The sequence below is a fragment of the Burkholderia oklahomensis C6786 genome (genome assembly GCF_000959365.1).
In the GTDB taxonomy this organism is placed as follows: Bacteria; Pseudomonadota; Gammaproteobacteria; order Burkholderiales; family Burkholderiaceae; genus Burkholderia; species Burkholderia oklahomensis.
In genome coordinates this window covers 1,882,161-1,903,416 of the sequence record NZ_CP009556.1, presented here as the reverse complement: position 1 = coordinate 1,903,416, position 21,256 = coordinate 1,882,161, and the positions used below count along the sequence as shown (strand labels likewise).

At 67.4% G+C, this 21,256-nt stretch carries 28 protein-coding genes; 12 read left to right on the top strand and 16 right to left on the bottom strand.

The window, feature by feature from the left end:
- Window positions 1-35 precede the first annotated feature (35 nt).
- Window positions 36-1,154 carry a succinylglutamate desuccinylase/aspartoacylase family protein gene (locus BG90_RS26220; protein ID WP_010121506.1) on the top strand — a complete coding sequence of 373 codons (1,119 nt, stop codon included), beginning with the start codon at window positions 36-38 and terminating at the stop codon, window positions 1,152-1,154.
- Window positions 1,155-1,616: 462 nt separating this feature from the next.
- On the opposite strand, the gene BG90_RS26215 is transcribed toward BG90_RS26220, so the two are convergent.
- The gene (locus tag BG90_RS26215) at window positions 1,617-2,057 is read right to left on the bottom strand and encodes a hypothetical protein (RefSeq protein ID WP_010121502.1); all 441 of its coding nucleotides are present in this window, start codon (window positions 2,055-2,057) and stop codon (window positions 1,617-1,619) included.
- A gap of 593 nt (window positions 2,058-2,650) precedes the next feature.
- Between BG90_RS26215 and BG90_RS26210 the strand changes: the two genes are divergently transcribed.
- Both BG90_RS26210 and BG90_RS35730 read left to right on the top strand, forming a co-directional pair.
- A complete protein-coding gene (locus BG90_RS26210; RefSeq protein WP_025990474.1) occupies window positions 2,651-3,082 on the top strand; it encodes an acetyltransferase in 432 nt (143 codons plus the stop codon).
- Between the two features lie 492 nt (window positions 3,083-3,574).
- A complete protein-coding gene (locus BG90_RS35730) occupies window positions 3,575-3,805 on the top strand; it encodes a hypothetical protein (RefSeq protein ID WP_107950958.1) in 231 nt (76 codons plus the stop codon).
- A 51-nt stretch (window positions 3,806-3,856) separates the two neighbouring features.
- Here the strand turns inward: BG90_RS35730 and infA are convergent, their stop codons facing one another.
- From infA to BG90_RS26195, 4 genes are all read right to left on the bottom strand, one after another.
- A complete protein-coding gene (gene infA, locus BG90_RS26205) occupies window positions 3,857-4,123 on the bottom strand; it encodes a translation initiation factor IF-1 (RefSeq protein ID WP_025990473.1) in 267 nt (88 codons plus the stop codon).
- Window positions 4,124-4,308: 185 nt separating this feature from the next.
- Window positions 4,309-4,443: a hypothetical protein gene (locus BG90_RS37765; RefSeq protein WP_257791827.1), complete on the bottom strand. Its 135-nt coding sequence runs from the start codon at window positions 4,441-4,443 to the stop codon at window positions 4,309-4,311.
- Between the two features lie 244 nt (window positions 4,444-4,687).
- On the bottom strand, window positions 4,688-4,891 hold the full coding sequence (locus BG90_RS26200) for a cold-shock protein (protein WP_010109085.1): 204 nt from the start codon (window positions 4,889-4,891) through the stop codon (window positions 4,688-4,690).
- Between the two features lie 787 nt (window positions 4,892-5,678).
- Window positions 5,679-6,581, bottom strand: coding sequence for a LysR substrate-binding domain-containing protein (locus BG90_RS26195; RefSeq protein ID WP_010109087.1), 903 nt, complete (start codon window positions 6,579-6,581; stop codon window positions 5,679-5,681).
- Between the two features lie 118 nt (window positions 6,582-6,699).
- Here BG90_RS26195 and BG90_RS26190 point away from each other — a divergent pair, with 118 nt between their 5' ends.
- Window positions 6,700-7,854: a gamma-butyrobetaine dioxygenase gene (locus BG90_RS26190; RefSeq protein WP_010109088.1), complete on the top strand. Its 1,155-nt coding sequence runs from the start codon at window positions 6,700-6,702 to the stop codon at window positions 7,852-7,854.
- A 320-nt stretch (window positions 7,855-8,174) separates the two neighbouring features.
- Here BG90_RS26190 and BG90_RS26185 read toward each other — a convergent pair whose 3' ends face one another.
- From BG90_RS26185 to BG90_RS36280, 8 genes are all read right to left on the bottom strand, one after another.
- Complete coding sequence (locus tag BG90_RS26185) at window positions 8,175-8,645, bottom strand: DM13 domain-containing protein (RefSeq protein ID WP_010109089.1); 471 nt, start codon at window positions 8,643-8,645, stop codon at window positions 8,175-8,177.
- 308 nt (window positions 8,646-8,953) lie between these two features.
- Window positions 8,954-9,388 (bottom strand): type III secretion system effector protein SseE, encoded by a 435-nt coding sequence (sseE, locus tag BG90_RS26180; protein WP_010109090.1) that lies wholly within the window; start codon window positions 9,386-9,388, stop codon window positions 8,954-8,956.
- A 13-nt stretch (window positions 9,389-9,401) separates the two neighbouring features.
- Complete coding sequence (sseD, locus tag BG90_RS26175) at window positions 9,402-9,980, bottom strand: type III secretion system translocon protein SseD (protein ID WP_045568456.1); 579 nt, start codon at window positions 9,978-9,980, stop codon at window positions 9,402-9,404.
- Window positions 9,981-10,025: 45 nt separating this feature from the next.
- Complete coding sequence (gene sctE / locus BG90_RS26170) at window positions 10,026-11,525, bottom strand: type III secretion system translocon subunit SseC family protein (protein ID WP_010121498.1); 1,500 nt, start codon at window positions 11,523-11,525, stop codon at window positions 10,026-10,028.
- 1 nt (window position 11,526) lies between these two features.
- Window positions 11,527-12,006, bottom strand: a complete 480-nt coding sequence (locus BG90_RS26165; RefSeq protein ID WP_010121496.1) for a SycD/LcrH family type III secretion system chaperone — start codon at window positions 12,004-12,006, stop codon at window positions 11,527-11,529.
- Between the two features lie 58 nt (window positions 12,007-12,064).
- Window positions 12,065-12,619, bottom strand: coding sequence for a type III secretion system translocon protein SseB (sseB, locus tag BG90_RS26160; protein WP_010109094.1), 555 nt, complete (start codon window positions 12,617-12,619; stop codon window positions 12,065-12,067).
- An 83-nt stretch (window positions 12,620-12,702) separates the two neighbouring features.
- Entirely contained in the window at window positions 12,703-13,053 is a 351-nt protein-coding gene (locus BG90_RS26155) for a hypothetical protein (RefSeq protein ID WP_010109096.1), read from the bottom strand.
- Between the two features lie 163 nt (window positions 13,054-13,216).
- Window positions 13,217-13,354: a hypothetical protein gene (locus tag BG90_RS36280; RefSeq protein ID WP_157759758.1), complete on the bottom strand. Its 138-nt coding sequence runs from the start codon at window positions 13,352-13,354 to the stop codon at window positions 13,217-13,219.
- A gap of 130 nt (window positions 13,355-13,484) precedes the next feature.
- Here BG90_RS36280 and BG90_RS26150 point away from each other — a divergent pair, with 130 nt between their 5' ends.
- From BG90_RS26150 to sctW, 8 genes are read left to right on the top strand one after another with little or no spacing between them, the layout of a single operon-like run.
- Entirely contained in the window at window positions 13,485-14,207 is a 723-nt protein-coding gene (locus BG90_RS26150) for a helix-turn-helix transcriptional regulator (RefSeq protein ID WP_232239128.1), read from the top strand.
- Between the two features lie 14 nt (window positions 14,208-14,221).
- The gene (gene sctF, locus BG90_RS26145; protein WP_010109100.1) at window positions 14,222-14,437 is read left to right on the top strand and encodes a type III secretion system needle filament subunit SctF; all 216 of its coding nucleotides are present in this window, start codon (window positions 14,222-14,224) and stop codon (window positions 14,435-14,437) included.
- A complete protein-coding gene (locus BG90_RS33985; protein ID WP_010121493.1) occupies window positions 14,434-14,859 on the top strand; it encodes an EscG/YscG/SsaH family type III secretion system needle protein co-chaperone in 426 nt (141 codons plus the stop codon). Before sctF ends, BG90_RS33985 begins: the two co-directional genes overlap by 4 nt.
- Entirely contained in the window at window positions 14,804-15,115 is a 312-nt protein-coding gene (gene sctI, locus BG90_RS26135) for a type III secretion system inner rod subunit SctI (protein ID WP_010121491.1), read from the top strand. The genes BG90_RS33985 and sctI overlap by 56 nt, the downstream gene beginning before the upstream one ends.
- Window positions 15,112-15,861, top strand: coding sequence for a type III secretion system inner membrane ring lipoprotein SctJ (sctJ, locus tag BG90_RS26130; protein WP_010121489.1), 750 nt, complete (start codon window positions 15,112-15,114; stop codon window positions 15,859-15,861). The genes sctI and sctJ overlap by 4 nt, the downstream gene beginning before the upstream one ends.
- Window positions 15,861-16,652: a type III secretion system domain-containing protein gene (locus tag BG90_RS26125; RefSeq protein WP_010121487.1), complete on the top strand. Its 792-nt coding sequence runs from the start codon at window positions 15,861-15,863 to the stop codon at window positions 16,650-16,652. The genes sctJ and BG90_RS26125 overlap by 1 nt, the downstream gene beginning before the upstream one ends.
- Window positions 16,649-17,323 carry a hypothetical protein gene (locus tag BG90_RS26120; RefSeq protein WP_010121485.1) on the top strand — a complete coding sequence of 225 codons (675 nt, stop codon included), beginning with the start codon at window positions 16,649-16,651 and terminating at the stop codon, window positions 17,321-17,323. Before BG90_RS26125 ends, BG90_RS26120 begins: the two co-directional genes overlap by 4 nt.
- The gene (gene sctW / locus BG90_RS26115) at window positions 17,307-18,419 is read left to right on the top strand and encodes a type III secretion system gatekeeper subunit SctW (protein ID WP_010121483.1); all 1,113 of its coding nucleotides are present in this window, start codon (window positions 17,307-17,309) and stop codon (window positions 18,417-18,419) included. Before BG90_RS26120 ends, sctW begins: the two co-directional genes overlap by 17 nt.
- 15 nt (window positions 18,420-18,434) lie before the next feature.
- On the opposite strand, the gene BG90_RS26110 is transcribed toward sctW, so the two are convergent.
- From BG90_RS26110 to sctD, 3 genes are all read right to left on the bottom strand, one after another.
- Window positions 18,435-19,637, bottom strand: a complete 1,203-nt coding sequence (locus tag BG90_RS26110; protein ID WP_232288986.1) for a CyaA/EF/ExoY family adenylyl cyclase toxin — start codon at window positions 19,635-19,637, stop codon at window positions 18,435-18,437.
- Window positions 19,638-19,800: 163 nt separating this feature from the next.
- On the bottom strand, window positions 19,801-20,022 hold the full coding sequence (locus tag BG90_RS26105; RefSeq protein ID WP_010121480.1) for a hypothetical protein: 222 nt from the start codon (window positions 20,020-20,022) through the stop codon (window positions 19,801-19,803).
- A 21-nt stretch (window positions 20,023-20,043) separates the two neighbouring features.
- Window positions 20,044-21,252 (bottom strand): type III secretion system inner membrane ring subunit SctD, encoded by a 1,209-nt coding sequence (sctD, locus tag BG90_RS26100; RefSeq protein WP_010121478.1) that lies wholly within the window; start codon window positions 21,250-21,252, stop codon window positions 20,044-20,046.
- Window positions 21,253-21,256 lie beyond the last annotated feature (4 nt).

The window sequence follows — 21,256 nt, the reverse complement described above, 5'->3', positions numbered from 1 at the left end:
GATCGATTCCAAACCATCGCTTCGCCCTTTCGATCATGCAACATCACCGCATTCCGCTCGGCTTCGACACGCCGGGCTCCGCGCTGGCGCTCGACGCGTTCCGCTATGGCGCAGCGGGCGTCGGCCGACGGACCGTGTACATCCAGGCGGGCCTGCACGCGAACGAAGTGCCCGGCATGCTGGTCCTGCGTCATCTGCGCGCGCGCCTCGCCGCGCTCGAGGACGCCGGCCGGCTCGCCGGGGAGATCGTCGTGGTGCCGGCCGCCAATCCGCTGGGGCTCAGGCAGATCGCGCTCGGCATGCACCACGGGCGCTTCGAGCTCGCGAGCGGCGAGAACTTCAACCGCCGCTTCGCGCCGTTCGCCGACGCGGTAGGCGAGCGGATCGCCGCATCGGGCCTCGGTGGCGAAACGCACGCGGCGTCCGCCGTCAAGGCCGCGATCGGCGAGGCGCTCGCCGCGCTGAAGCCCGCGACGCAGCTCGAAGCGCTGCGTATCGCGCTGATGAGGCTCGCGGCGAGCGCCGACGTCGTGCTGGACCTGCACTGCGACCGCGAAGCGTGCCTGCACGTGTATGCGAACGACCGGCAGTTGACCGAAGCGGCGACGTTGAGCCGCCATCTCGGCGCCGAACTCGTCCTGCACGCGGCGGTCCAGGGCGGCGCTTCGTTCGACGACAATCTCGTCTGTGAATGGCAGCGCATCTACGAGCGCGCCGGCCTGCCCGTCGATTCGGTGCCCGTCTTCGCCGCGACCGTCGAATTGCGCGGGCGGACCGACGTCAGTCACGCGCTCGCCAGCGCCGACGCCGACCGGCTGATCGGCTATCTCGGATCGCTCGGCGTGATTGCAGGCGAAATGCGCCCGGCCGCGCCCGCCCAGCCGTTCGTCGCGCCCTTGGCCGGCGTCGAAACGCTGCGCGCGCCCTGCGCCGGTGTGCTGGTTTACCACCGGAACGTCGGTGAATGGATCGCGCGAGGCGACGTGGTCGCCGAGATCGTCGATCCGGTCGAAGGATCGACCATCGCGCTGAAAAGCGACGTCGACGGGCTGCTGTTCGCCCGCGATCACGAACGTTATGTGAGCGCCGGCCACAACGTGTCGTTCGTCGCAAGTCGCGAGCCGCTCGACAAGGCGTCGCTGCTGACGGCATGACACGCGCAGCGCCAGGCTTGTCAGGCATCGACTCGCGCCTTGCGGCGTTGGCCTCGCAGCCTCAATGCGCGGCGCGGGCGGCGCTCGCTTCCTGCCGCATCGCGTGATCGGCACTGTGCGGCCGATCGAGGTTTTTGCAGGATGTCGTCTTCGATGCTTCCCGTAGCGTCGAGCGATTCGTCGCGCCCGCCGCCTTCGCCAGCCGCGCCGCTCAGCCCCCAGGTCCGCGCACGTCACGCTTCCCGCCGCGATCTCCGGGACAGCTCGTCCCGTCTGCCGGCTTCCCGCGAGCGGGAAAGACGCGCAACCGGTCAGCCCATTCGTGACGCCAAGCTCGACGATTCGACGCGGCCCGGCCCCTCCGATGCCAACCGCAGCCCGGTCACGCGCCGCCGAAGCCGAGATGCGCCGCGAGCCGCGCGAGCGCTTCGCGCGCACGCTCCGGATCGTGCGCCGCGGGCTTCAGCAGCAGCCGATGCGGCCCGAGCAACGCGACCGGCCGCCGGATCCGCGACGCGCAGCGCGCCGGGCCCCGATCACCGCGTTCGCGACGATCGTCGCGGCGCTCGCATCCGGTGCGGACATCGGCGGCAGCTTGCCCGGCGAAAACTGCACGCCCATCAGCCGCGGGTACGCGCGCATCACCGCGCCGCCGTGCTCGACCGCGCAGCGGTCGTCGTCTTCGCAATGGAAGAAGCGTGCGATCGAAACGGAAAATCGTCGCGCCGCGCGCTCCGCCGCGACTTGCTCGACGACCGGGGCCAGGTCCGCCGAAGGCGCCGCCATCAGCCCGTAGCGCTCCCCCGGTCGCGAGCATCGGCGCATCGGCGCGTCGCCGCTCAGGCTCGCGAGCCGGTCGCGCTGAAACGACGACTCGTCGTTCGGCGGATTCCCGATGCACAACGCATGGACGTTCTCGTACCGCCGCGCGAATTGGCTGACGAGGACGCTTGCATTGCATTCGGCCCCCTTGACGTTCTCGGAAACGCCATCTCATCCATCTTCAATTCCATCGCGAGGCGGCATCGGGCATAAGGGCGTCTTCTATCGGACGAGGACGATTGCCATCATTCGCATGGATGCAGGTTTCAATCGATTTCCTGAGCGGCGCCCTATACCGATGCTCCGATTTACGATGGACGATTGGCGGAAAGTTAAAATCCCAGTGCCGAATCGGCGGCGATTCCCCAATGCGCCGACGCTCGTCTCTTTCCGCTCGCGCGCTCGCGGAAAATCGGCCGCGCGAAATCGCGTCTCGTCGAAATGCGACGCGCCGGTCGCCTTGGCCCGCGAACGCGTATCTTTGCGTTACCCGGCAGTGGTCACCGCGTCACCCCGGTCGTTCGATTCACTTCTGCACGGTCGATCGCACGACAAAAAGACGCACGGTGAATCGTTCGCCCCTAATCCGATCGGCATAACTCCTAAATGGCCTATATACACGCATCTGCAAATCTGTAAAATCGACCTCAATCAATTCTCTTACATTCATCATCATGAGCGTTCGCAGTCGAATACCCACCGACAATCCGATATTGCTGGAAATATGGAAGCGGTCCGTGCGGGAAACGCACACCTTTCTTCGTGAACAGGACATCGAAGCGCTCTACCCGCAAGTCAGGGACGCATATCTGCCGAATGTCACCGTGTGGGTCGACGAAGCCATCGACGGCCGCATTGCCGGTTTCGTCGGCGTAGACGGCGCGCAAGTCGAGATGTTGTTCGTGGAGCCGGAGCTGTTCGGCCAGGGCGTCGGCACCCGCCTCCTCGATCACGTCAGGGCGCGGCATGCCAACCTGACCGTCGACGTCAACGAGCAGAACCCGCAGGCGCACGGGTTCTATCGACGGTACGGATTCAAGGACGTCGGGCGCTCGCCGACCGATTCGGCCGGCAGGCCGTTTCCGCTCATTCACATGGCTTATTGAGCCGCTCGTTATCGGCAATTTCCGGTGGCGATGCGCTGACTGCTTCGAGATGGCCGAGCGTCGGCGAAGGAGTCGAGCGGAAGATAGACGCGCCATTTCGGCCGTCGTTGCCGCTCCATATGATGATCCGCGTTCGACGGCGGAATCGCCGTCGAACGCGGACATGCAGGAAATGCCCCAACGCGTATCGCATCAGGGTCGACGGCCGGCTCGTCTTCAACGGCGTCACGCCGGTGCTGCACGCGACGCTGGCGGGCTTCGGGCTCGCGTATCTCCGAAGGCCCCGCATCGCTGTCGCTGCGGGCTGGCTCGTCAGGTGCTGGCCGACAGGCGTCAGACGTTCGACGGGCATCACCTGTATTACCCGAAGTGACGACAGCAGCCGCCTGCGCTCAGCGTGCTTGCGGATGCGCGTCGTTACCGTGGGTGAAGTGCGGACGGCCGAAGAATGCTCCAGCAATCTTTCGAGGCGCACTTGCCGATTACACACCGATGATGCAGCAGTGTCTGCGCTCCATCCAACAAGGCTCCGGCGCGAAACTCAAGCCGCCTGCTATGCCGCTCGAGTTTCGACCATGCGGAACGCCCGCTTCCATCGTTCGCCCCGGCACCACCGTCGACGACGGCGTCCAACGCGCGGCGGCCAGTCTTTTCTTTTTCGAGTCGGCCGGCGAAGCGTCGGCCGGGGCGGTCATTCGTGATCCGCGTGCGTCGCGACGATGATCGCCCGCTATCGAATCCGATCGTTCGGCCGGATCCGGCGGAGCGCGGCGATCAGCGGCGGTTGAATCCGTTTCGAGGCGATCGCGCCGGCGCGCGTTCGTCCTTGTGCCGGAAGTTGATGCGCCCCTTCGTCAGATCGTAGACCGACAGTTCCAGCGTGACGCGGTCGCCCGCGAGAATGCGAATGTGATTCTTGCGCATGCGGCCCGATGCATATGCACCGACGACTGCACCGTTTTCCAACGTGACGCGGTACTTGCTGTCCGGCAGCACCTCGTCCACGACCCCGTCCAGTTCCAGCAGTTCTTCCTTTGCCAAATCCATTTCTCCAAACAAAATGATTGACCGCAGCCGCAACGGTATGTCGATGTCCGCTCCCTTGCGGGGCTTCGGCTTTACGCCCCGTAGTCGAACGCGACGTTCATACGAACGAGCGGCAACGTGACGTGCGCATCGTTTGCGGGCCGCGCGGCTGGCTCGGCTCGCGATTGCGTCTCGGGGAATTACTTCTTTTCGCGAGATTTGACGAGCGGAGTCTTGGGTGCCACCCAGTTCAAGACTGCGCCAGGAATCGGCTTGGCCTTGGCCTGCTTGGGCTTCTTCGGTTCCTTGTTGCTTCGCAACTGGCTTTTGGCCATGGTGTCCTCCTTGTGCATCGCTCGCGAGATCGCGATAAATGAATCGTCTGGCAGTGCGTTGCTGCGGCCGCGCCGTCTCCGCCTCTTTCCTGGCGGACGGACTTCGCGCATGAGGGTGCTGGACGTCTGGAAGCGAAACGGTCGCCGTCGTGAACGGACGGCGACCGCAACGGAGGCAGGTGCTGCGCGCGGGATCGCTGCAGCATGCCGGTCCCGCGAACGGGACCGTTGATGCTAACGCGAATTAAAGCGGCGTGATGTTCGACGCTTGCAGGCCCTTCGGGCCACGCTTCGTTTCGTAGCTGACTTTTTGATTTTCGGCGAGCGTCTTGAAACCATCGCCGCGAATCTCGGAAAAGTGCGCGAACAGGTCGTCGCCACCCTTGTCAGGCGTAATGAAACCAAAACCCTTGCTGTCGTTGAACCACTTGACGGTACCGGTATCCATGAAGATCCCTTTAAAAAAACGGTTTAATTTGAACGGTTGCTCCCCGATAGGGGCGCGGGAAAAAAGATTCAAGGAGGGAGAGGACAACGAATACCGCGGGCAGCGGTGACTGATGGGCAATCGAGCTTCTTGAAAACTTCAATGCGACACGCTACGCGACGTTTGCCGCCTCGTCAAGCTTTTTCGGCCCAAAGCGACCGGCTCCCCACGCCGCGGCGACGCCCGATGTGCATCCCTCGCCGTCGATCAAAGCGGCCTCCCGATCTGAAAGAACAACCCGCAAGCGGCCCTATCCGCCGACGAGGCGGCAGAACGCCGACGCTCGCGCGGCGACGGGATAGCGGGATAGCGGGATAGCGGGATAGCGGGATAGCGGGATAGCGGCAGAACGAACGTTCGTCGAAACCTGCCCGGCTTGCCGGGCCATTTTTCGGCGGACCGGCAAAGCGGAACTTCGATCGTTGTCGGCACGGCCATTGCCGCGCCAGGCGTGCCTCGCGGGAATCCCGCAGACCAGCCGACAACGCGGGAAGAATGAAACTACGCTCGGCTCGTCATGCCGATCGCGATCATCGGCATTGCTTGCTTCGTGAAGCGCGAACATTTTTCGACGTGGCATGGGCCGACCTTGCGTCGCTTGCGGCATGCCGGGGTCCGTGCCTGGAACCGGTCTCTGGCGCACGCCGTGCGGCGACCGGCCTGGCGGCCCCAAACCACCAGGCGCCAGACCTGTGCGCGCCGCGCCGACCGACGCCCTCGCCCGCCACGCGCCCGCGCCCCCGCCCGATCAGGCCAGCTCCGCCCGCAGCCACGCCACGAGGCATTCGACCTCGCTTCTTTCCGCCTGCCCGTGCCGGCGGTAGATCGACAGGGCATCGGGCAAGTGAACCGCCTCGTCGAACGGCGCGACGAGCGCGCCGCTGTCGAGCATCCGCTCCGACGTGCGTCGCCAGCCCATCGCGAGTCCGTGCCCCTCCACCGCGGCCTGAAGCATGAGCGAGTAGCTGTCGAACGACAGGCTTCGCGCCTTCGGCGGCAGACCGTGGCCCAACGCCGCGAGCCACGTGTCCCATTCCAGCTGGTAAGGCGGTGTGGCGTGGTGATGGAGCAAGGTATGACGCTCCAGCCGATCCAGCTCGATATGCGCTGCGCGGCCTTTCAGGTAGCGCGGACTGCACACCGGAAAGACGTCGTCCGAGGCCGTCAATAGCAGCGGGTGCAGTCCGTGATCCCGATTGCTGCTCTGTATGGCGATGTCGAAATAGCCGTCGAATTCGGTCAGCGGCCGGGTCGTGGTCGCCAGCTTCAGTTCGATGTCCGGATAACGCTGATGGAAATTCGACAGCCGAGGCATCAGCCAGTGGAAAGCCTCGCAAAGCTGACACAGCAGCACCACCTCGTTCTCGCCGGCCGCGCCGCGCAAGCGGTCCGCGCCGACCGCGACGCTACGCAATGCATGACTCAAAGTAAAGCTGAACTCCCGCCCTGCTTCGGTCAGGAACACCGCACGATTGCGGCGCTGGAACAGGCTCACGCCGAGATTCTCCTCCAATGCGCGAATCTGCCGGCTCACGGCGGCCTGCGTGAGATGGAGCTCGTCGGCCGCGCGGGAAAAGCTCCCGAGGCGCGCGGCCGCTTCAAAGGGCAGCAGGCTGGCCAGCGGCGGCAGCGATTTGCCGAGCTTATTCATAACTTCATGTAATGGATTCGGATCGAAACATCATTTGTAGCACAACGGGCGCCGCGGGCAAGATGAAGTCTGATGCAACGCGGTCGGGAAGCCGCGTGCCGCCACGAAGGAATCGCTCATGAACGCCATCGCCGACTATCGAACCTACCCCTTGATCAGCGCGCTGATTGCGGCTCGCCGCGCGCCGGGCCTCGTCGAGGTCGACTGGGCGGACGGTCGCGTCAGCCCCTTTCACAACCTGTGGCTGCGGGACAATTGCCCTTGCCCCGCGTGCGTTTACAGCGTGACCCGCGAGCAGGTGTTCGAAATCGCCGACATGCCTGAAGACCTCGAAGCGGCGACGGCCGAAATCGATGCGCAGGGGGCACTTGCCGTGCAATGGCAAGACGGGCACGTCAGCCGCTTCGATCCGGGCTGGCTACGCGCGCATGCGTACGACGATGCGTCGCGAGCCGAGCGGCATGCGTCACGGCCTCGCCGACGGCGCTGGTCGGCGGACCTGGCGCTGCCGGCCTTCGATTACCGGGCGGTCATGGAAGACCCACAGGCGCTGCTTGCCTGGCTGTCGGCCGTGCGCGACACAGGCTTGACCCAGGTTCGCGGCTTGCCTTGCGATCCCGGCACGCTGATCCGCATCGCCCGGCGGGTTTCGTTCATTCGCGAAACGAATTTCGGCATGCTGTTCGACGTGCAATCCAAGACGGACGCCGACAGCAACGCCTATACCGCCTTCAACCTTCCCCTTCACACCGACTTGCCGACGCGCGAGTTGCAGCCCGGCCTGCAGTTCCTGCACTGCCTGATCAACGACGCCCGCGGCGGCGACAGCACCTTCGTCGACGGCTTTGCGATAGCCGAAGCGTTGCGCGGCGAAGAACCGGATGCGTACCGGCTATTGTGCGACGTGCCGGTGGAGTTCCGAAACAAGGATCGTCATAGCGATTACCGCTGTCTCGCGCCGGTGATCGCGCTCGATCCCGCCGGCGAGGTGGCCGAGATCCGCATCGCGAACTTCCTGCGCGGGCCGTTCGACATCGAATCGCGGCTGATGCAGCGCTACTATCGCGCCTATCGCCGCTTCATCGAAATGACGCGCGACGAACGCTTCCGCTTTCGCCGCCGGCTGGAGGCCGGGCAGATGTGGTGTTTCGACAATCGCCGCGTTCTGCACGCCCGGGACGCCTTCGATCCGGCGAGCGGGGCCCGGCATTTCCAGGGCTGCTATATCGATCGGGACGAGTTGCTGTCGCGGATTCTCGTGCTGCAGCGCTGATCGTTTCGCCGAGCCGGCGTCTCGGCGCCGGCGGGCCGCGCTCGCCACGTCGTCGCGTGCGGCGGACAAAGCCTGCCAGCGTTCGTCGAGCGCTTGCCGTCTGCGCGCCAGTCACGCCGCCTCCTCGTCGGCGCGGTTTGCGACTTTCGTTCGAGAACGGCCGCCGGCGGCGGCTTCCATGCGATCCGCCGACCGGGCGCCGATACGCCCGACAGCCCAAGCCGCTTCCAGCATGCCGGATCGATGAACGACCGGCCGACCGGCGCCCTTCGTCGGCCGCACGCGCGCAACGCAACGCAACGACACACGATCGACGCGCGTCACCGATACTTCGCCGCCCCGATGAACTGCGAAAACCGCTCGCACCAGATGACGACGGTCGTGTAATCGCCGACATCGACGCCCTCCGCGAGCGGCACGACGAAGTCGCCGAATGTCTTCAGCTCGCCGACCCGCAGCGCGCGCGACTTCGCCGCGAGAAACGCCGGCTTCGACGCGACGAACTCCGGCGTCAGGTAGATCTTGTAGTCGGGCCCCGGCGCGACGCGCCCTTCGAATGCGAGCGCCGTGCGCGTGACGGATAGCTTGCCGTCCGTCCAGTGCAGCGGATCGCCGCCCGTCAGGCCGCGCTCGAAGCGCCCCGTGTAGAGCGCGCGGCCGGTGATCGGGCGCAGCTCGGTTTCGCTCGCCCCCGCGTCGGCCGTCAGGATCGGCAGCGCATACACGCCGAGCGCGAAACCCAACACGAACGCGATCACGTGCGAGCCGATCCAGATCCCTTCTTTCTTCATTGCTTCCGTCCTCCGTAGTCGAATCGATGTGCCGGACGCCCGCGGACGGGGCCGGCACGACTACAGTCGGCGCGGCGGCGGAAATATGACAGACGGACGGATGCGGTCGCCGTGCGGCGTACCGTCGCGGGCGATCGGGCGATCGGGCGATCGGGCGATCGGGCGATCGGGCGATCGGGCGATCGGACTATCGGGCGATCGGACTATCGGGTGATCGGACTATCGGGTGATCGGACTATCGGGTGATTGGACATCGCGCCAGCGGCCCGCGGCCCGCGGCCCGGCGAGCGGCGACGCCCGCCGCCCCGCTATTGCCGCACGATTTCCGCCGCCTGCGCGCCGACCGGATAGATCAGCCACGGATCGCCGTCGATATCGCGCCAGTACGCGCCCTGCGCTTCGAGCACCGTCGCGAGCCGCCGCCGCAACCGGTTCAACTGCGCGTTCGACGCCGTCTCGAAGAACGTCCCGCGCACCTCGCGCAGCGGAATGCCGGCGCGCTCCATCCGGTGCACGAGGTGAATGAACGTCGCGACCGCGTCGCTCGCACCGCCCCCGCCGCCGCACGCGGCGAGGTCGCAGACGACGAGGCTGTCGTCGACGAGCCGGTAGACGAGATCGAGATCGTTGATCCGCACGCGCCAGCCGATCCGGTAGCGGCTCTCGCCGAAATACGCGGGCTCCGGCTGCATGCCTTGCGCTTGCAGATAGCGGGTCGCCGCGTCGAGGGCTTCGGCCTGCATCGCGCGCCCCTCGTCAATACCGCACCGCGGCGGCGATCTGCCCTTGCAGCGTCACGAGATCGCGCAGCGCGTCGCGCATCTGCCGCGACGCATCGAGCGCGCGCTCGATCGTCGACGCGAGCGCCTTTTGCAGGCGCTCGGCGGACTGGCCCTCGAAATCGCCCTGCAACTGCGTCTGCTGCGCGTCGCGCGTGAGCGACGCGTTCGCGACGCCCGCGATCCCCTGCCCGGCCTTCGACAGCCCGTCGGTGGCCGACGCGCCGAGCTGGCTGCCCGACGCCGCGCCGATCGCGCTCACCGCGCCGCCGACGATCTGCGCGACCGCCGACGCCATCGCCGCATCGAAGTTCTGCATGATCGCCTGCTCCTTCGTCTCGAGCACGCCGACCTGCCGGTCGTACGCGATCCGCTGCATCGCCTCGTTGAACGCGCGCTCCAGATCGCGCATCTCGCTGAAGATCTTCTGCAGCTTCGCCTTCAATTGATCGATCGTCGCCATCGGTCCATCGCCCGCGCCGAACATGCCGGCCGTGTCGATGCCCAGCGTATCGGTGCGGACCGGCGCGCTGCCGGCTTGCGTCACAGTACTCATCACGCGTTCTCCTCGAATTTCAGACGGCGCCTATCCGCCGTGCGTTCAAACCATCGATGCGGCGATCTGCGCCTGCACCGCGGCGCTCTGCCTGAGCGCCTGACTGCCGTCCTCGACCGCCTGCCCCGCCTTCTCGACGAGCGCCTTCGCGTCCTTCGTCTGCGCTTCCTTCTGCTGCTTGTAGAATTCGAAGCACATTTGCAGCCACTGCTGGTCGAGAATCAGCTGGTCGATCTCCTTCTGCAGCTTCGCGCGCTCGACGCCGAGCACGCCCGACATCGTCTGGCTCGCGGCGCCGACCGTCGCGCGCGTCGTGTTCAAGAGCGGCGACAGCGACGCCTTCAGCGCGGCCGCCATCACGTCGCGCTTGACCTGTTTCGCGATCGCCTTCGTCAGTTCCTGCGCGGTCAGCTCGACGCCACGGTCGATCGCCTCGTTCGCGACCTTCTGCACCGCCTTCGTCACCATCTTCTCGATCGCCTCGCGCGAGAAGCTCTCGAGCATCCGGTTCACGCCGAGCTGCTGGACCGTCTTCTGCAGCGCTTCCTTGCCCGCCTGCTTCGACGCTTCGAGCGCGGTCTTGCCGAGCCCCTGCAGAATCTGTTCGGACACCTGCGAGGCGACTTCCTTGCCGACCGCCTGCGCGGTCTTCTCGACCGCCTGCTTGCTGCCCGACTTGATCGCCTGCTCGAGCGCCTCGCCCGCGCCCTTTTCGAGCACGGCGGCCGTCGCCTTCGGAATCGCCTTCGTGAGCAGCATGTTGCGCGCGGCGCTCGTCACGTCGACGACCGCGCCCGCGATCTCGAACGTCAGTTGCACCTTCGCGGCGACGTCGGCGACCTGCCGGTACTTGTCCGCGTTCTTCTCGTCGATCAGCGCGAGCGTGTTCATCGTCGCCTTCACGACGCCCGCGAAGCCCGCCATCAGATCCATCGCGCCGCCCGCGACCATCATCGCGTTGCCGGACAGCGCGCCGCCGATCATCTTCGCGACGCCGGACACGACCTCGACGGCCGCGACGATCCAGTCGAAGATCACGCCGAAGATGCCGGCCTTCTTCGCCTTCTGCTGCTGCTCGACCGCCTTGTCGATCTGCTCGCGATAATCCTTGATCTCTTGCTGCCGGACCTCGTCCTGCTTCGCGGACAGGATCTCGAGCGCCTTGCTCTTCAGCGCCGCGGTGTTGCCGAGCGCCTTCGTCGACAGCAGCGTCGTCGCGAGCAGCATCGTCTCCATCGACACGTTCTCGAACGCGCGCGGGCCGATCGGCGGCGCCGCGCCTTTGTCGCCGGACGCGCGGTCGAACTTCTCGAGCACGCGGCCGAGCGCGCCCGCCGCCTCCTTCATCGACACGAGCGCCTGCGCGGCGAGCGGCGCGCGCGCGTCGGCGGAAAGCCGTGCGCGCGCGTCGTCGACGACGATCGACGCGCCGCGCAGCAAGCCCGCCGCCGCGCGCGCGCGTTCGGCGCCGTCGGCCTGCCGGTCGGGCTTGATCGGCGCGAGCGCATTCCCCTGCGTTCCATGACCGTTGATCGCAACCGCCATTTCATTTCTCCCGTTCACATTGCGCGAGCTGCCGCATCGCGTCTGCCTTGATGTCGCGGTATGCGTCGCGCTCGCCGCACCAGTTCAGCGCCGCGCGAAACGCCTTCGCCGCGTAGTCGAGATTGCCGACGAGCCGGTAGCTGATGCCCGCGTGATACGACGCGCGCGGATCGTCGACGCCGATCATCCCGGCGCGGCTGAAGCAGAAGATCGCTTCGTCATGCTGGGCGAGCCGCTGATGGCAAAGGCCGAGCGCGAACCAGTAATCGAAGCGCCAGTGATCGACGCGCGCGAGCATCAGAAAGAAGTTGCGCGCCGCGTGCAGCTCGCCCGCGTCGAAGAGCTGCGTCGCGTACGAGTACAGCGTGTCGAGGTCGCGCCGCTCGACGTCGGCGAGCATGCGGATCGACCCGCCCGACGCGAAGAAGCGCTGCAGCACCGCGTGATCGTCGTCCGGCATCGTTTGATTGAGTGCGGCCATCGGATGGTCTCCCGTGCGGCGACCGGCGCGATCGAAGCCGCGCCGGCCGCGCGGCGCGTCAGCGGATCGCCGACGCGATGCCCTTCGTCGATTCGGCCAGCATGCTCTGCAGGCTGTTGATCATCTGCACCGCCGTGTTGTAGTTCTGCATCAACTGCTGCATCTTCAGCTGGCTCTGCTGAATGAAATCCGACGCGCGCCCCGACACCGATTCCAGCGACGACTTCACCGACATCAGATCCGCCTTGTCGAGCTTGCCGCCCTTGTCCTTCATGAAGTCGTCGATCGTCTTGCCGTTCACGAGAATGTTGTTGTCCTTCATGTACTTGAGCACGTCGGCGGGCAGCTCGGCCTTGTCTTCCGGCTTGATCAGCTTCGCGAGCGCGGCCTCGACCTTGTTCGCCATGTCCTGCGCGTCGCGCGAGATGTTCGACTTCTTCTGCATGTCGTCGAGCTTCGCGGTCGTCTGGCGGCTCAGCAGATCCATGATCACGAGCATCATCGCGATGCTGTCGCCGATCGGATGCGGATTGCTGACGTTGCGGTTCTCGCTGCCGCCGACCGGGTCGGCGTTGTACGTCACGTTATGGGTCGTCGGTTGAATGGTCGTCATGGCTCGATTTCTCCGTTTCGTTTCGCTACGTCCTGCTATGGTTCGCTTCGTATTGCTTCGTATTGCTTCGCTTCGTTGCGGGATCAGACAAATGCGCGATTGAACTGCTTCACTGCCCGGCTCTCTCGCGAAGCCGCGGCTTCCGGCGCGGCGCCGCCCGCGAGCTGCGCGATCTCGTCGCCGAGCGCCTTCAGGCAGCGTTCGGCCTTGCCCGCCTGCTCATTCATCCTGTCGGCCAAACCCTGCCCGCCGTGCCGCATTAGATCGTCGAGACGCTGCAGCTTGCGTCGCGCGTCCGGATCGTGCGCGGCCCGTGCGCGCAGCGCCGCGATTTCGTCCTGCAATGCGCCGAACGCCTGCATCTGCTCGCGCATCGCTTCCTTGCGCCGGCGCAGATCGGTCATCGCATCCTTCAGTTGCTCGAGTCCTTGCATCGCTCACCTCGTTCTTGACGGTTTCATCGTAATTTCGCCGTGTGCTTTCGCTTTACTGAAAACCTCGGCGGCTTTCGATTTCGGAATGGCGCTCGCGCGGCCGCCGCATTCGCTTTCGCGGCGGCCCACGCGGCCGGCCGCGCGACGCGCATCGCATGACACGTCAGCGGATCACTTCGGGCAGCGACCAGATGTAGTCGCACACGCGCTTGCCGTCGATCTCGATCCGTTGCATCCATCGTAGCGACGCGCTGCCGCAGGCTTTTTCGGAATCCGGCCGCGCATTCCGTTTTTTCGACAACGAACCGGCGATGCGCCGGATGCGGCACGCGGCCTCGCCGACCGACGGTTTCAGGTGATGACCTGAGACGATTTTTCAGCCAAATAGCCGATGATTCCGACCAAGCAGCAACAACAGCCATGGGGGCTTGATGCAAGTTGTACGTTTCATGTTCGGCCGCCTGAGCGGCCAGGTGAGGACGCGCGGACTGATCCACACGGTGCCGGGCGACTGTATCGCCGTCACCCGTGACGACGCCGCGTTGTGCGACGCCGGCGCCGGCACCGACATCCAGTCCGCCGATTTCTACGCAGCGGACTTCCGCACGCTGTATGCGGAAATCAACGCGCTGATCGAGCCGCCGCAGCCGACGCCGTTTCGCGGCGAGCCGCTGCGCGTCGTCGCGACGTCGCCCGAGGTGATCGGCATGCTGGAGCTGCTCGCGCCCGTGTCGCGCCCGGCGCTCCTCAGCTTTCTGTACGTGTATTGCCTCGGCTCGGACCGCGCGTACTTCTCGCGCCTGCTGCACGCGGCGATGGCGGGCGACACCGAGTTCGTCGACTTCGTCGACGCGCACGCGCTCAATCCGTGGAGCGTCGCGCGCTTCGCCGAGGAGTTCGGGCTGCCGCCGCGCAAGTTCAATCTGCTGTTCGTCGAGAAATACGGCGTGCCCGCGAAGCGCTGGCTCGTCGAGCGCCGTCTCGCGCATGCGCAGCATCTGCTCGCGTCGACGTCGATGCGCATTCTCGACATCGCGCACGAATGCGGTTTCTCGAATCACGCGCATTTCACCGACAGCTTCCGCCGGCGCTACTGCTGCAATCCGACGCAGTACCGGCTGCGCATGAAGCGGCCGACGGCCGCGGCGGCTTGACGGAGGCTGCGCCGATGGACATCGAAGCCGTCAATCAGCAGTTGTCGCGTCTCGTCGACAAGGTCGGCCACGACGTCGAATCGAAAATGTCCGCGTCCGATCTCAACGATCCGGCGAGCATGCTGCAGGCGCAGTTCGCGATCCAGCAGTACTCGGTGTTCGTCGGCTATCAGAGCGCGGTGCTCAAGGCCGTCAAGGACATGCTGTCCGGCATCATCCAGAAGATATGAAGGCGCTCGCTCGGGACGTGCGCCGCCTGCTCGTCGAGTGCGGGCTCGCGGCCGTCAACCACGGGCTCGCGCGGCACGCGTGGGCCATCTACGACGCGCTGCCGGCGCTCGTCGCGGATCCCGCCGACCGGCGGCTCGTCGAAGCGACGATGCTGATCGGGCTCGGCCGCGACGGCCCCGCCGCGCGCCTGCTCGCGTCGATGCCGGGGCCGGAGGCCGCGCTGCTGCGCGGGCTGCTCGCGCCCACGTCCGCATGCGTATCCGCGCACGCATCCACGCCGGTCGCAGCGGGCGCGCCCTCCCCGTTCCCATCCGAATTCGCAAGGAGCCTTCATGGACATCACCGCCGCGCAACGCGCGCTACAGATGCTGCAAGCGACGCCGCAAACGGACGCGACGCCGATCGACCCGGCACAGATTGATGCGTTCACGCGCACGCTGTTCGGCCAGGACGCGAGCACGCCCGAGGCGCGCGCGGCGAGCGGCTTCCAGCACCGCTCGCTCGACGTCGATCGCGCATTGAGCGCCGCGCGCGACCGCGGGGAAACGCTGATGCAGCCGCTCGACATGCTCGCGAACCAGTCGGCGATGCTGCGCGCGATCCTCGAAGTCGATCTGACCGCGAAGGCGGCGGGGGCTGTGTCTCAAGGGGTCAACAAGCTGGTGAACATGCAATGACCGCGCGCGCTTCACGCGTTGCGTGCGCGGCCGCGCTGGCGCTGTCGCTCGCGGCCTGCAAGTCGGACCTCTACACGAACCTGCCCGAAGCCGAGGCGAACCAGATGATCGCGCTGCTGATGCTGCGCGACATCGCCGTCGACAAGAAGCCGCTGAAGGACGGCAACGTGACGATTCGCGTCGAGTCCGACCAGTTCGTCAACGCGGTCGAGCTGATGCGGCAAAACGGCTTGCCGCGTCGCAAGCTCGCCGCGCTCGAGGATCTGTTTCCGCCCGGCCAGCTCGTCACGTCGCCCGCGCAGGAGCAGGCGAAGATCACGTTCCTCAAGGAGCAGCAGCTCGAGAAAATGCTGCGCGCGATGGATGGCGTCGTCGATGCACAGGTGTCGATCGCCGAAGCCGAGCCCCAGAATCGCCGCGATCCGCCGCAGCCGTCCGCGTCGGTGTTCGTCAAGTACAGTCCCGAGCGCAACTTCGGGGCGCGCGAAACCGAGATCCGCAGCCTCGTCGTCACCGGCACGCCGGGCTTGAGCCCGGACCACGTGAGCGTCGTGCTGCAGCCCGCCGATTATCGCTACGACATGCCCGCCGAAGACGAGCCGGCGGCGGCCCCGGGCCTGCTCGCGTGGCTGCGCGCGCACCGGCTCGCGCTCGGCATCGCGCTCGGCGCGCTCGGCATCGTCGCGAGCCTCGCGCTCGCCGTCGTCGCTTCGCGCAGCCGTTCGTCGGGCGAGCCGCGCGCGTGATGAGCGCGGCTCCGCTCACCCCCGAGCTGCAGCGCCTGCATCGGCTCGGCTGGCAGCCCGGCGCCGCGATGCACGACGGCTGGTGGCCGCACCTCGGGCTCGCCGCATGGCGCGACAGCTATCGGCGCCATCCGGCGTGCCGCGCCGCGATCGACCAGTTGATCGTCGCGCGGCGCGGCTATCCGCGCGCCGCGCTGCCCGCGCGGCTCGACGAGCGGCAACGCGCGCTGCTGTCCGTCGAGCCGCGGATCGGCGCGCTGATCGTCGCGCTCGGCGTGATCGCGCTCGATTGCGCGGATCATCTGCTCGTCAGGCAATACCGGGAGCGGCTCGCCGCGCGCATCGGCGAGCGCGGCTGCGCGCAGTTGCTCGCGCTGCATCGCGGATGGCGGTCGGCCGCGCGCGTCGCGGCGCCCGAGCGCATCGTCGATGCCGCGACGGCCGCCGGCGCGCGGTGGTGGCGGCGCGATGCGGCGTCGTGCGTCGTCGCGACGCTGCTCGCGTCGCGGCTGCCGCCGGTGGGCGATGCGTTCGACGTGCGCGTTGCGCGGAAGGCGCGGGATGCGATAGATGCGACGACTGCGCCCGACATGTCGATCATGCCGTTTGCGTCGGATACGTCGGATACGTCGAGCGCGCAGCAAGCCCCCGATCCAACAATCGAGCCGGACGCTTCGAACATCGCGAACGCGCGCGCGCTACCGGCCGCGCGAAACGCATTCGATGCGCGCCGCCCACCGCCCGCCGGCGCGGCCCCCGACAAGCTCCTGAAACTCGCCCGCTTCCTATGAACGGACTCGTTCCCCCGATCGTCTCGCTGCCCGGTCCCGCGCCGCTCGGCGTGCATCTGACGGCCGACGCGCTCGCGCGCTACTGCGACGCGGCGGCCGTCGTCGAGGCCGCGCGCAGCGAAGCGCGATCGCTCGTCGACGATGCGCGCCGCGAACTCGAAGCCGCACGGCGGGCGGCCGAGAGCGTGCGCGAAGACGCATACCGGCAGGGCCTCGCGCGCGCCGAAGCCGAGCTCGAACGCCGGCGCGCGGCGCTTGTCGACGACACCGTCCGCTGGCTGATCGACGCGCAAGCGGCCGAGGCGCACATCGCCGAGCGAATCGACGCGCGCGTGCGCGCGCTCGTCGCAAGCGTGATCGAACCGTACCTCGATACACAGGAGCCCGTCGAACGGCTGACGCAGCGCGTGCTCGCCCATCTTCGCACCGACGTGCGCGCGCGCGCGTTCCGCGTGTCCGTGTCGCCGGCGAACCTGCCGCGCGTGCGCGACGCGTTGCGGCACGATCCGCGCGTGCGGATCGACGCCGACGCCGCACTGCCCGACCACGACGCCCGACTCGAAACGCCGGACGCGATCGTCCGTTTCGATCTCGACCGGCATCTGCGCCTGCTGCTCGCGCGCCTGGCCGGCTCCACCGACGAGGCTCGCCCCGATGCTCAACCGTATTGATCCGGCTGCCGCGCAGGTGAACGCCGCGGCGACGTCGGCCGGCGCAGGAACCGCATCCGCGCAAGCGGTCCAGCAGGTCGTCCCGCCGCAGTCCGCGCACGAGCTCGCGCAACGCGAACTCGCCGACGCGCCGATCGATTTCGGCGGCGCGCCGCTCGAAGCGGCGGGCGTGTCGGGCGAGTCGTTCGCCGAGACGCTGGAGGACATCGGCTTCGCGGTCGGCGCGCGTTTTCGGGGGCCGCGCCGCGGCGCGGCGGACGGCCGCGCGGAGCGGCCGCGCACGCGCTCGATGCTGCAGCAGCTGATCAAGCAGATCGGCGCGGTGTCGGCGGCCGAGCTCGCCGAGCTGCGTCAGCGGATTCCGGGCGTCGACGAACTCGACGACCCGGCCGACGCGATGCGCGACGCCGGCTTCAACGCGGGCGAAATCGCGCTGCTGCTCGGCGCGATGCTCGAGGAAGGCAAGCTGTCCGGCATGCGGCGCAAGCGCGCCGAAGACGCGCTCGCCGCGATCCTCGACGGCGACGAATGGGCGCTGCAGCTGTTCGCGCGGCTCGAATTCGGCCAGGCCGGCCGCGCGGGGCTCGCCGAGCTGCGGCGGCTATATCAGCGTGCGGCCGATCGGCAAAAGCGCCTCACCGAGTGGTTCGACGCATTCCGCCGCCTGCGCGATCGCAGGCGCAAGCTGAAGACGCTGATCCGCGCGCTCGCGTTCGAGCTGTCCGCGCAGGGGCCGGCGATGGACGCGCACCTCGCGGCCGTCATCACCGACCTGAAACGCATCCTGCAATTTCTCGGCGTCGAAGATCATTGCGCGCGCGCGGCGCGCATGCTGGACACGCGCGACGTGGATGCCGACGCGCTGCTGCAATCGCTCGTCGAATGCGTCGAGCAGAGCTGGATCAGCGCCGGCTGGCTCGCGGAGCGCACCGACGCCGCGATCCGCGACGATGCGCTCCGCTACCGCTATGCGAAGGCGATGCTGGAACTCGTCAAGCTGCTGCCCGCCGATTGCTTCGACGACGCCGACCAGCGCGACGCGATCCTCGGCGCGTTCGCCGAGCATCTCGAAGCGCTGGCCGACGCCGGGCTGTAGCGCGGCCGGCGCACGTCACCACAGATTCGCGGACAACTGCTCGCGCGCGACCAAGAACGACTCGCGCCGCACGCTCGTCACTTCTTTTTCCCACAGCGGATTGAGCGGCACGTGGTAGCCCGCCTGCTTCGCGCTGCCGATCAATTCCGCGAGCTCGCGCTTGTCGTGGATGATGCAGATCTCGTCGAAGCGGCCGATCTTCTGCGGCAGCGCGAACGTCGCCGGATAGTTCGCGCCGGGATCGGCGACCGCGCTGGCCGAGTCGGGACTGTGGTGAACGACGGCCTCGCCGTCGCCGACGAGCGCCGCATTGATCGCCGGAATCATGTCGCGCATGCGGGACGACACGTTGCCGATCTCCGCATCCGCTTTCCGATAGAACTCGGCCGGCTGCTCGTACGGGCTTCGCAACGCGTCGGGCACACCGTTCTTGTAGCCGTCGAGCCGCGCCTTGAACACGTCGTGCGACACGTCCGGCACCGGCAGATTGTCCTGCGGACCGAGATCGTCGAAGCGCGGACCGATCAGGAACAGGTCGTAATCGGCGGTCAACGGCTTCGCGCCGTCCCTCGGCGGCGCGAGCACCTCGATCGGCTCGCCTCGATGCGCGATCGCGTACGTGTCTTCGCCGGCAACGTGCACATGGGTCGCCTCGAACGCGTAGACCGCTCCGCTCGGCGCTTTCGCTTCGAACGTCATCGACATGCCGTTGCCGTCGCGCTTGACCTCGTCGATCAAGCCCTCGTCCAGCAACTTGTCGAAGCGCGCTTTCGACAGCATCAGCGGCACACGCTTCGCGTGGCCTTCGGCGATGCAGGACTGTACCTGCCGGTCGAACTTCCCGATGCGTTCCGGCTTGTCCTCGAGCTTGCTGAACCGCTGATCGACGCAGATGAACGCGGCCTGCGGACCCCAGTTCGCGCTCTTGCCCTTGATATGAAAATCCTTCGTCGGGTGGCCGCTTTCGATCAGATCCGTCGCGGACCGGTCCACCGGCCGAATGCCGATCAAACAATCGTGCTCGCGCGCGACGCGCTGCAGCTCGATCAGATGCGCGGGCACGACCCCGGTCTCGCCGCGCACGCGCTCGACGAGCGTGGCGAGACCGGGGTCGGCCGCGCGCCCGGTCACGGACGGCCGCGTCGTATCCGTCGCGCCATGCAATTCCTGATGCATCGCTCCCGTCACGCCGGGATGCGTCGACAACTTGCCTATCATCGTTGAACTCCTTCGATCGATCTTCATGAATCCGTCGCCGCGATCGGCCATCCGACGTCCACGCCGATCCCGGTGCTTCGATTGTGTTCAACGTCGCTCGACGCCTCTTCCGCATTCCGGCGCGTGCTGTCGGTTTTCGAGCGCCGACGCTTGCCGTCGCCGCTCAGCGCCGTCGCGCCGGACTCGCCGTTTCGGGCGGCATGCCGTGATACCGCGCCCACAGCGTGTCGATCACGTCGCGCGCCGCGCTCGCCGCGAACCGGACGGCATCCGGATGATTTTCATGCGGCGCGGCCGCGCTCGCGAGCGTCGCGATCAATCGGTCGCGCGCTTCGCCCGTGTCGTCGGCGAAGAGCGTCTCTTCGAGAGAAGTCAGTCGTACCATCGAAGTTTCCTAGCGGGATGATCACACGTCGAGCGGCACCGACACGAGGCGCTGATCCTTGCGCAGGCTCATCGCGCGGCGCGTCAGGCGCACGATCGCATAGCCGTTCGGCAGCACGCCGCCCAGTTGCAGACGCATGCCGTTCGCGAGCACGACGTAGATCGCGCCCGCATGGCCGCCGACCGTCACGACGGGCGCGGGCAGGTACGCGCTCGCCGTCTGCAGCGACGGCACGTCCTGCCACGTCGCGACGAAGCCGTCGCGGCTCGATCGGTTGAATTCGGCGATCGCATCCGCCAGCGCCGGCGCGTGCGCCGGATCGGCCGCGCCGCTGACGATCAGCGTCTTGCCCGACATCACGATGTTCAGGCCGTCGAGCGGCACGCGGCCCGTCAACGTGCCGCACAGCCGGTCGAACCACAGCGCGCGGTCGTTGACCACGCGCCACGCGCGCAGGCCGCGCAGCATCTGAAGCTGCGCGACGACGCGCTGCCACGCCGCATCGGCGACGATCGGCCCGCGGATCTCGACGCTGTCGAGCGTCGCGTCGCTGCGTATGTCGACATCCCGATAGCCGTTCAGCGCGAGCACGTTGCGCACGTTCTCGCGCAGCGCGTCCGCGCAGAAGCTCTCGTCGCGCATCGCGACGCCATGCTCGCCCAGCCGCGCCCGCAGCCGCCCGACATCCTGCGACGACGCGCACAGTCCGCTCACGACGACCGAGCCGTCCGCCGCGCGCTGCGCGTGCAGCCCGCGCAGCGCCGGCGCTCGAAGCTGCTGCGCGAGCCACGCGTCGACATCGAAGCGCGCGGGCTGAGGCGGCCGCCACAGCAGCAACGCAAGCCCGGCGACGATCGCGGCGATCGAAAGCGCCGCGCCGCTCCAGCACGCGATCTCGCGCGTCGAGCGCCGCGCCGCGCGCCGCCGCTCGGGCACCGGCCGCGCGGGCAGCGCATCGCCGCTGCCGCCGAGCACGAACGCGACGCCCGCGACGTCGATCGCGCGATCGAACGGCAATGCATCGCCCGCGTCCCACGGCCCGCCGTCGACCCACACGCCCGCGTCGGCCGACACGCGCACGCCGTCTTCGCCGCTCGTCAGCACCGCGCGCGCATCGCCTTCGAGCGGCAGCGCGACGTCCGCGTCGTCGCCGCCGATTTGCGTCGCGCCCGCGGGCAAATCGAACTCGAGCCCGGCGAGCGGTCCGTTCAGCCATTTGAGCTTGTGCATCGGA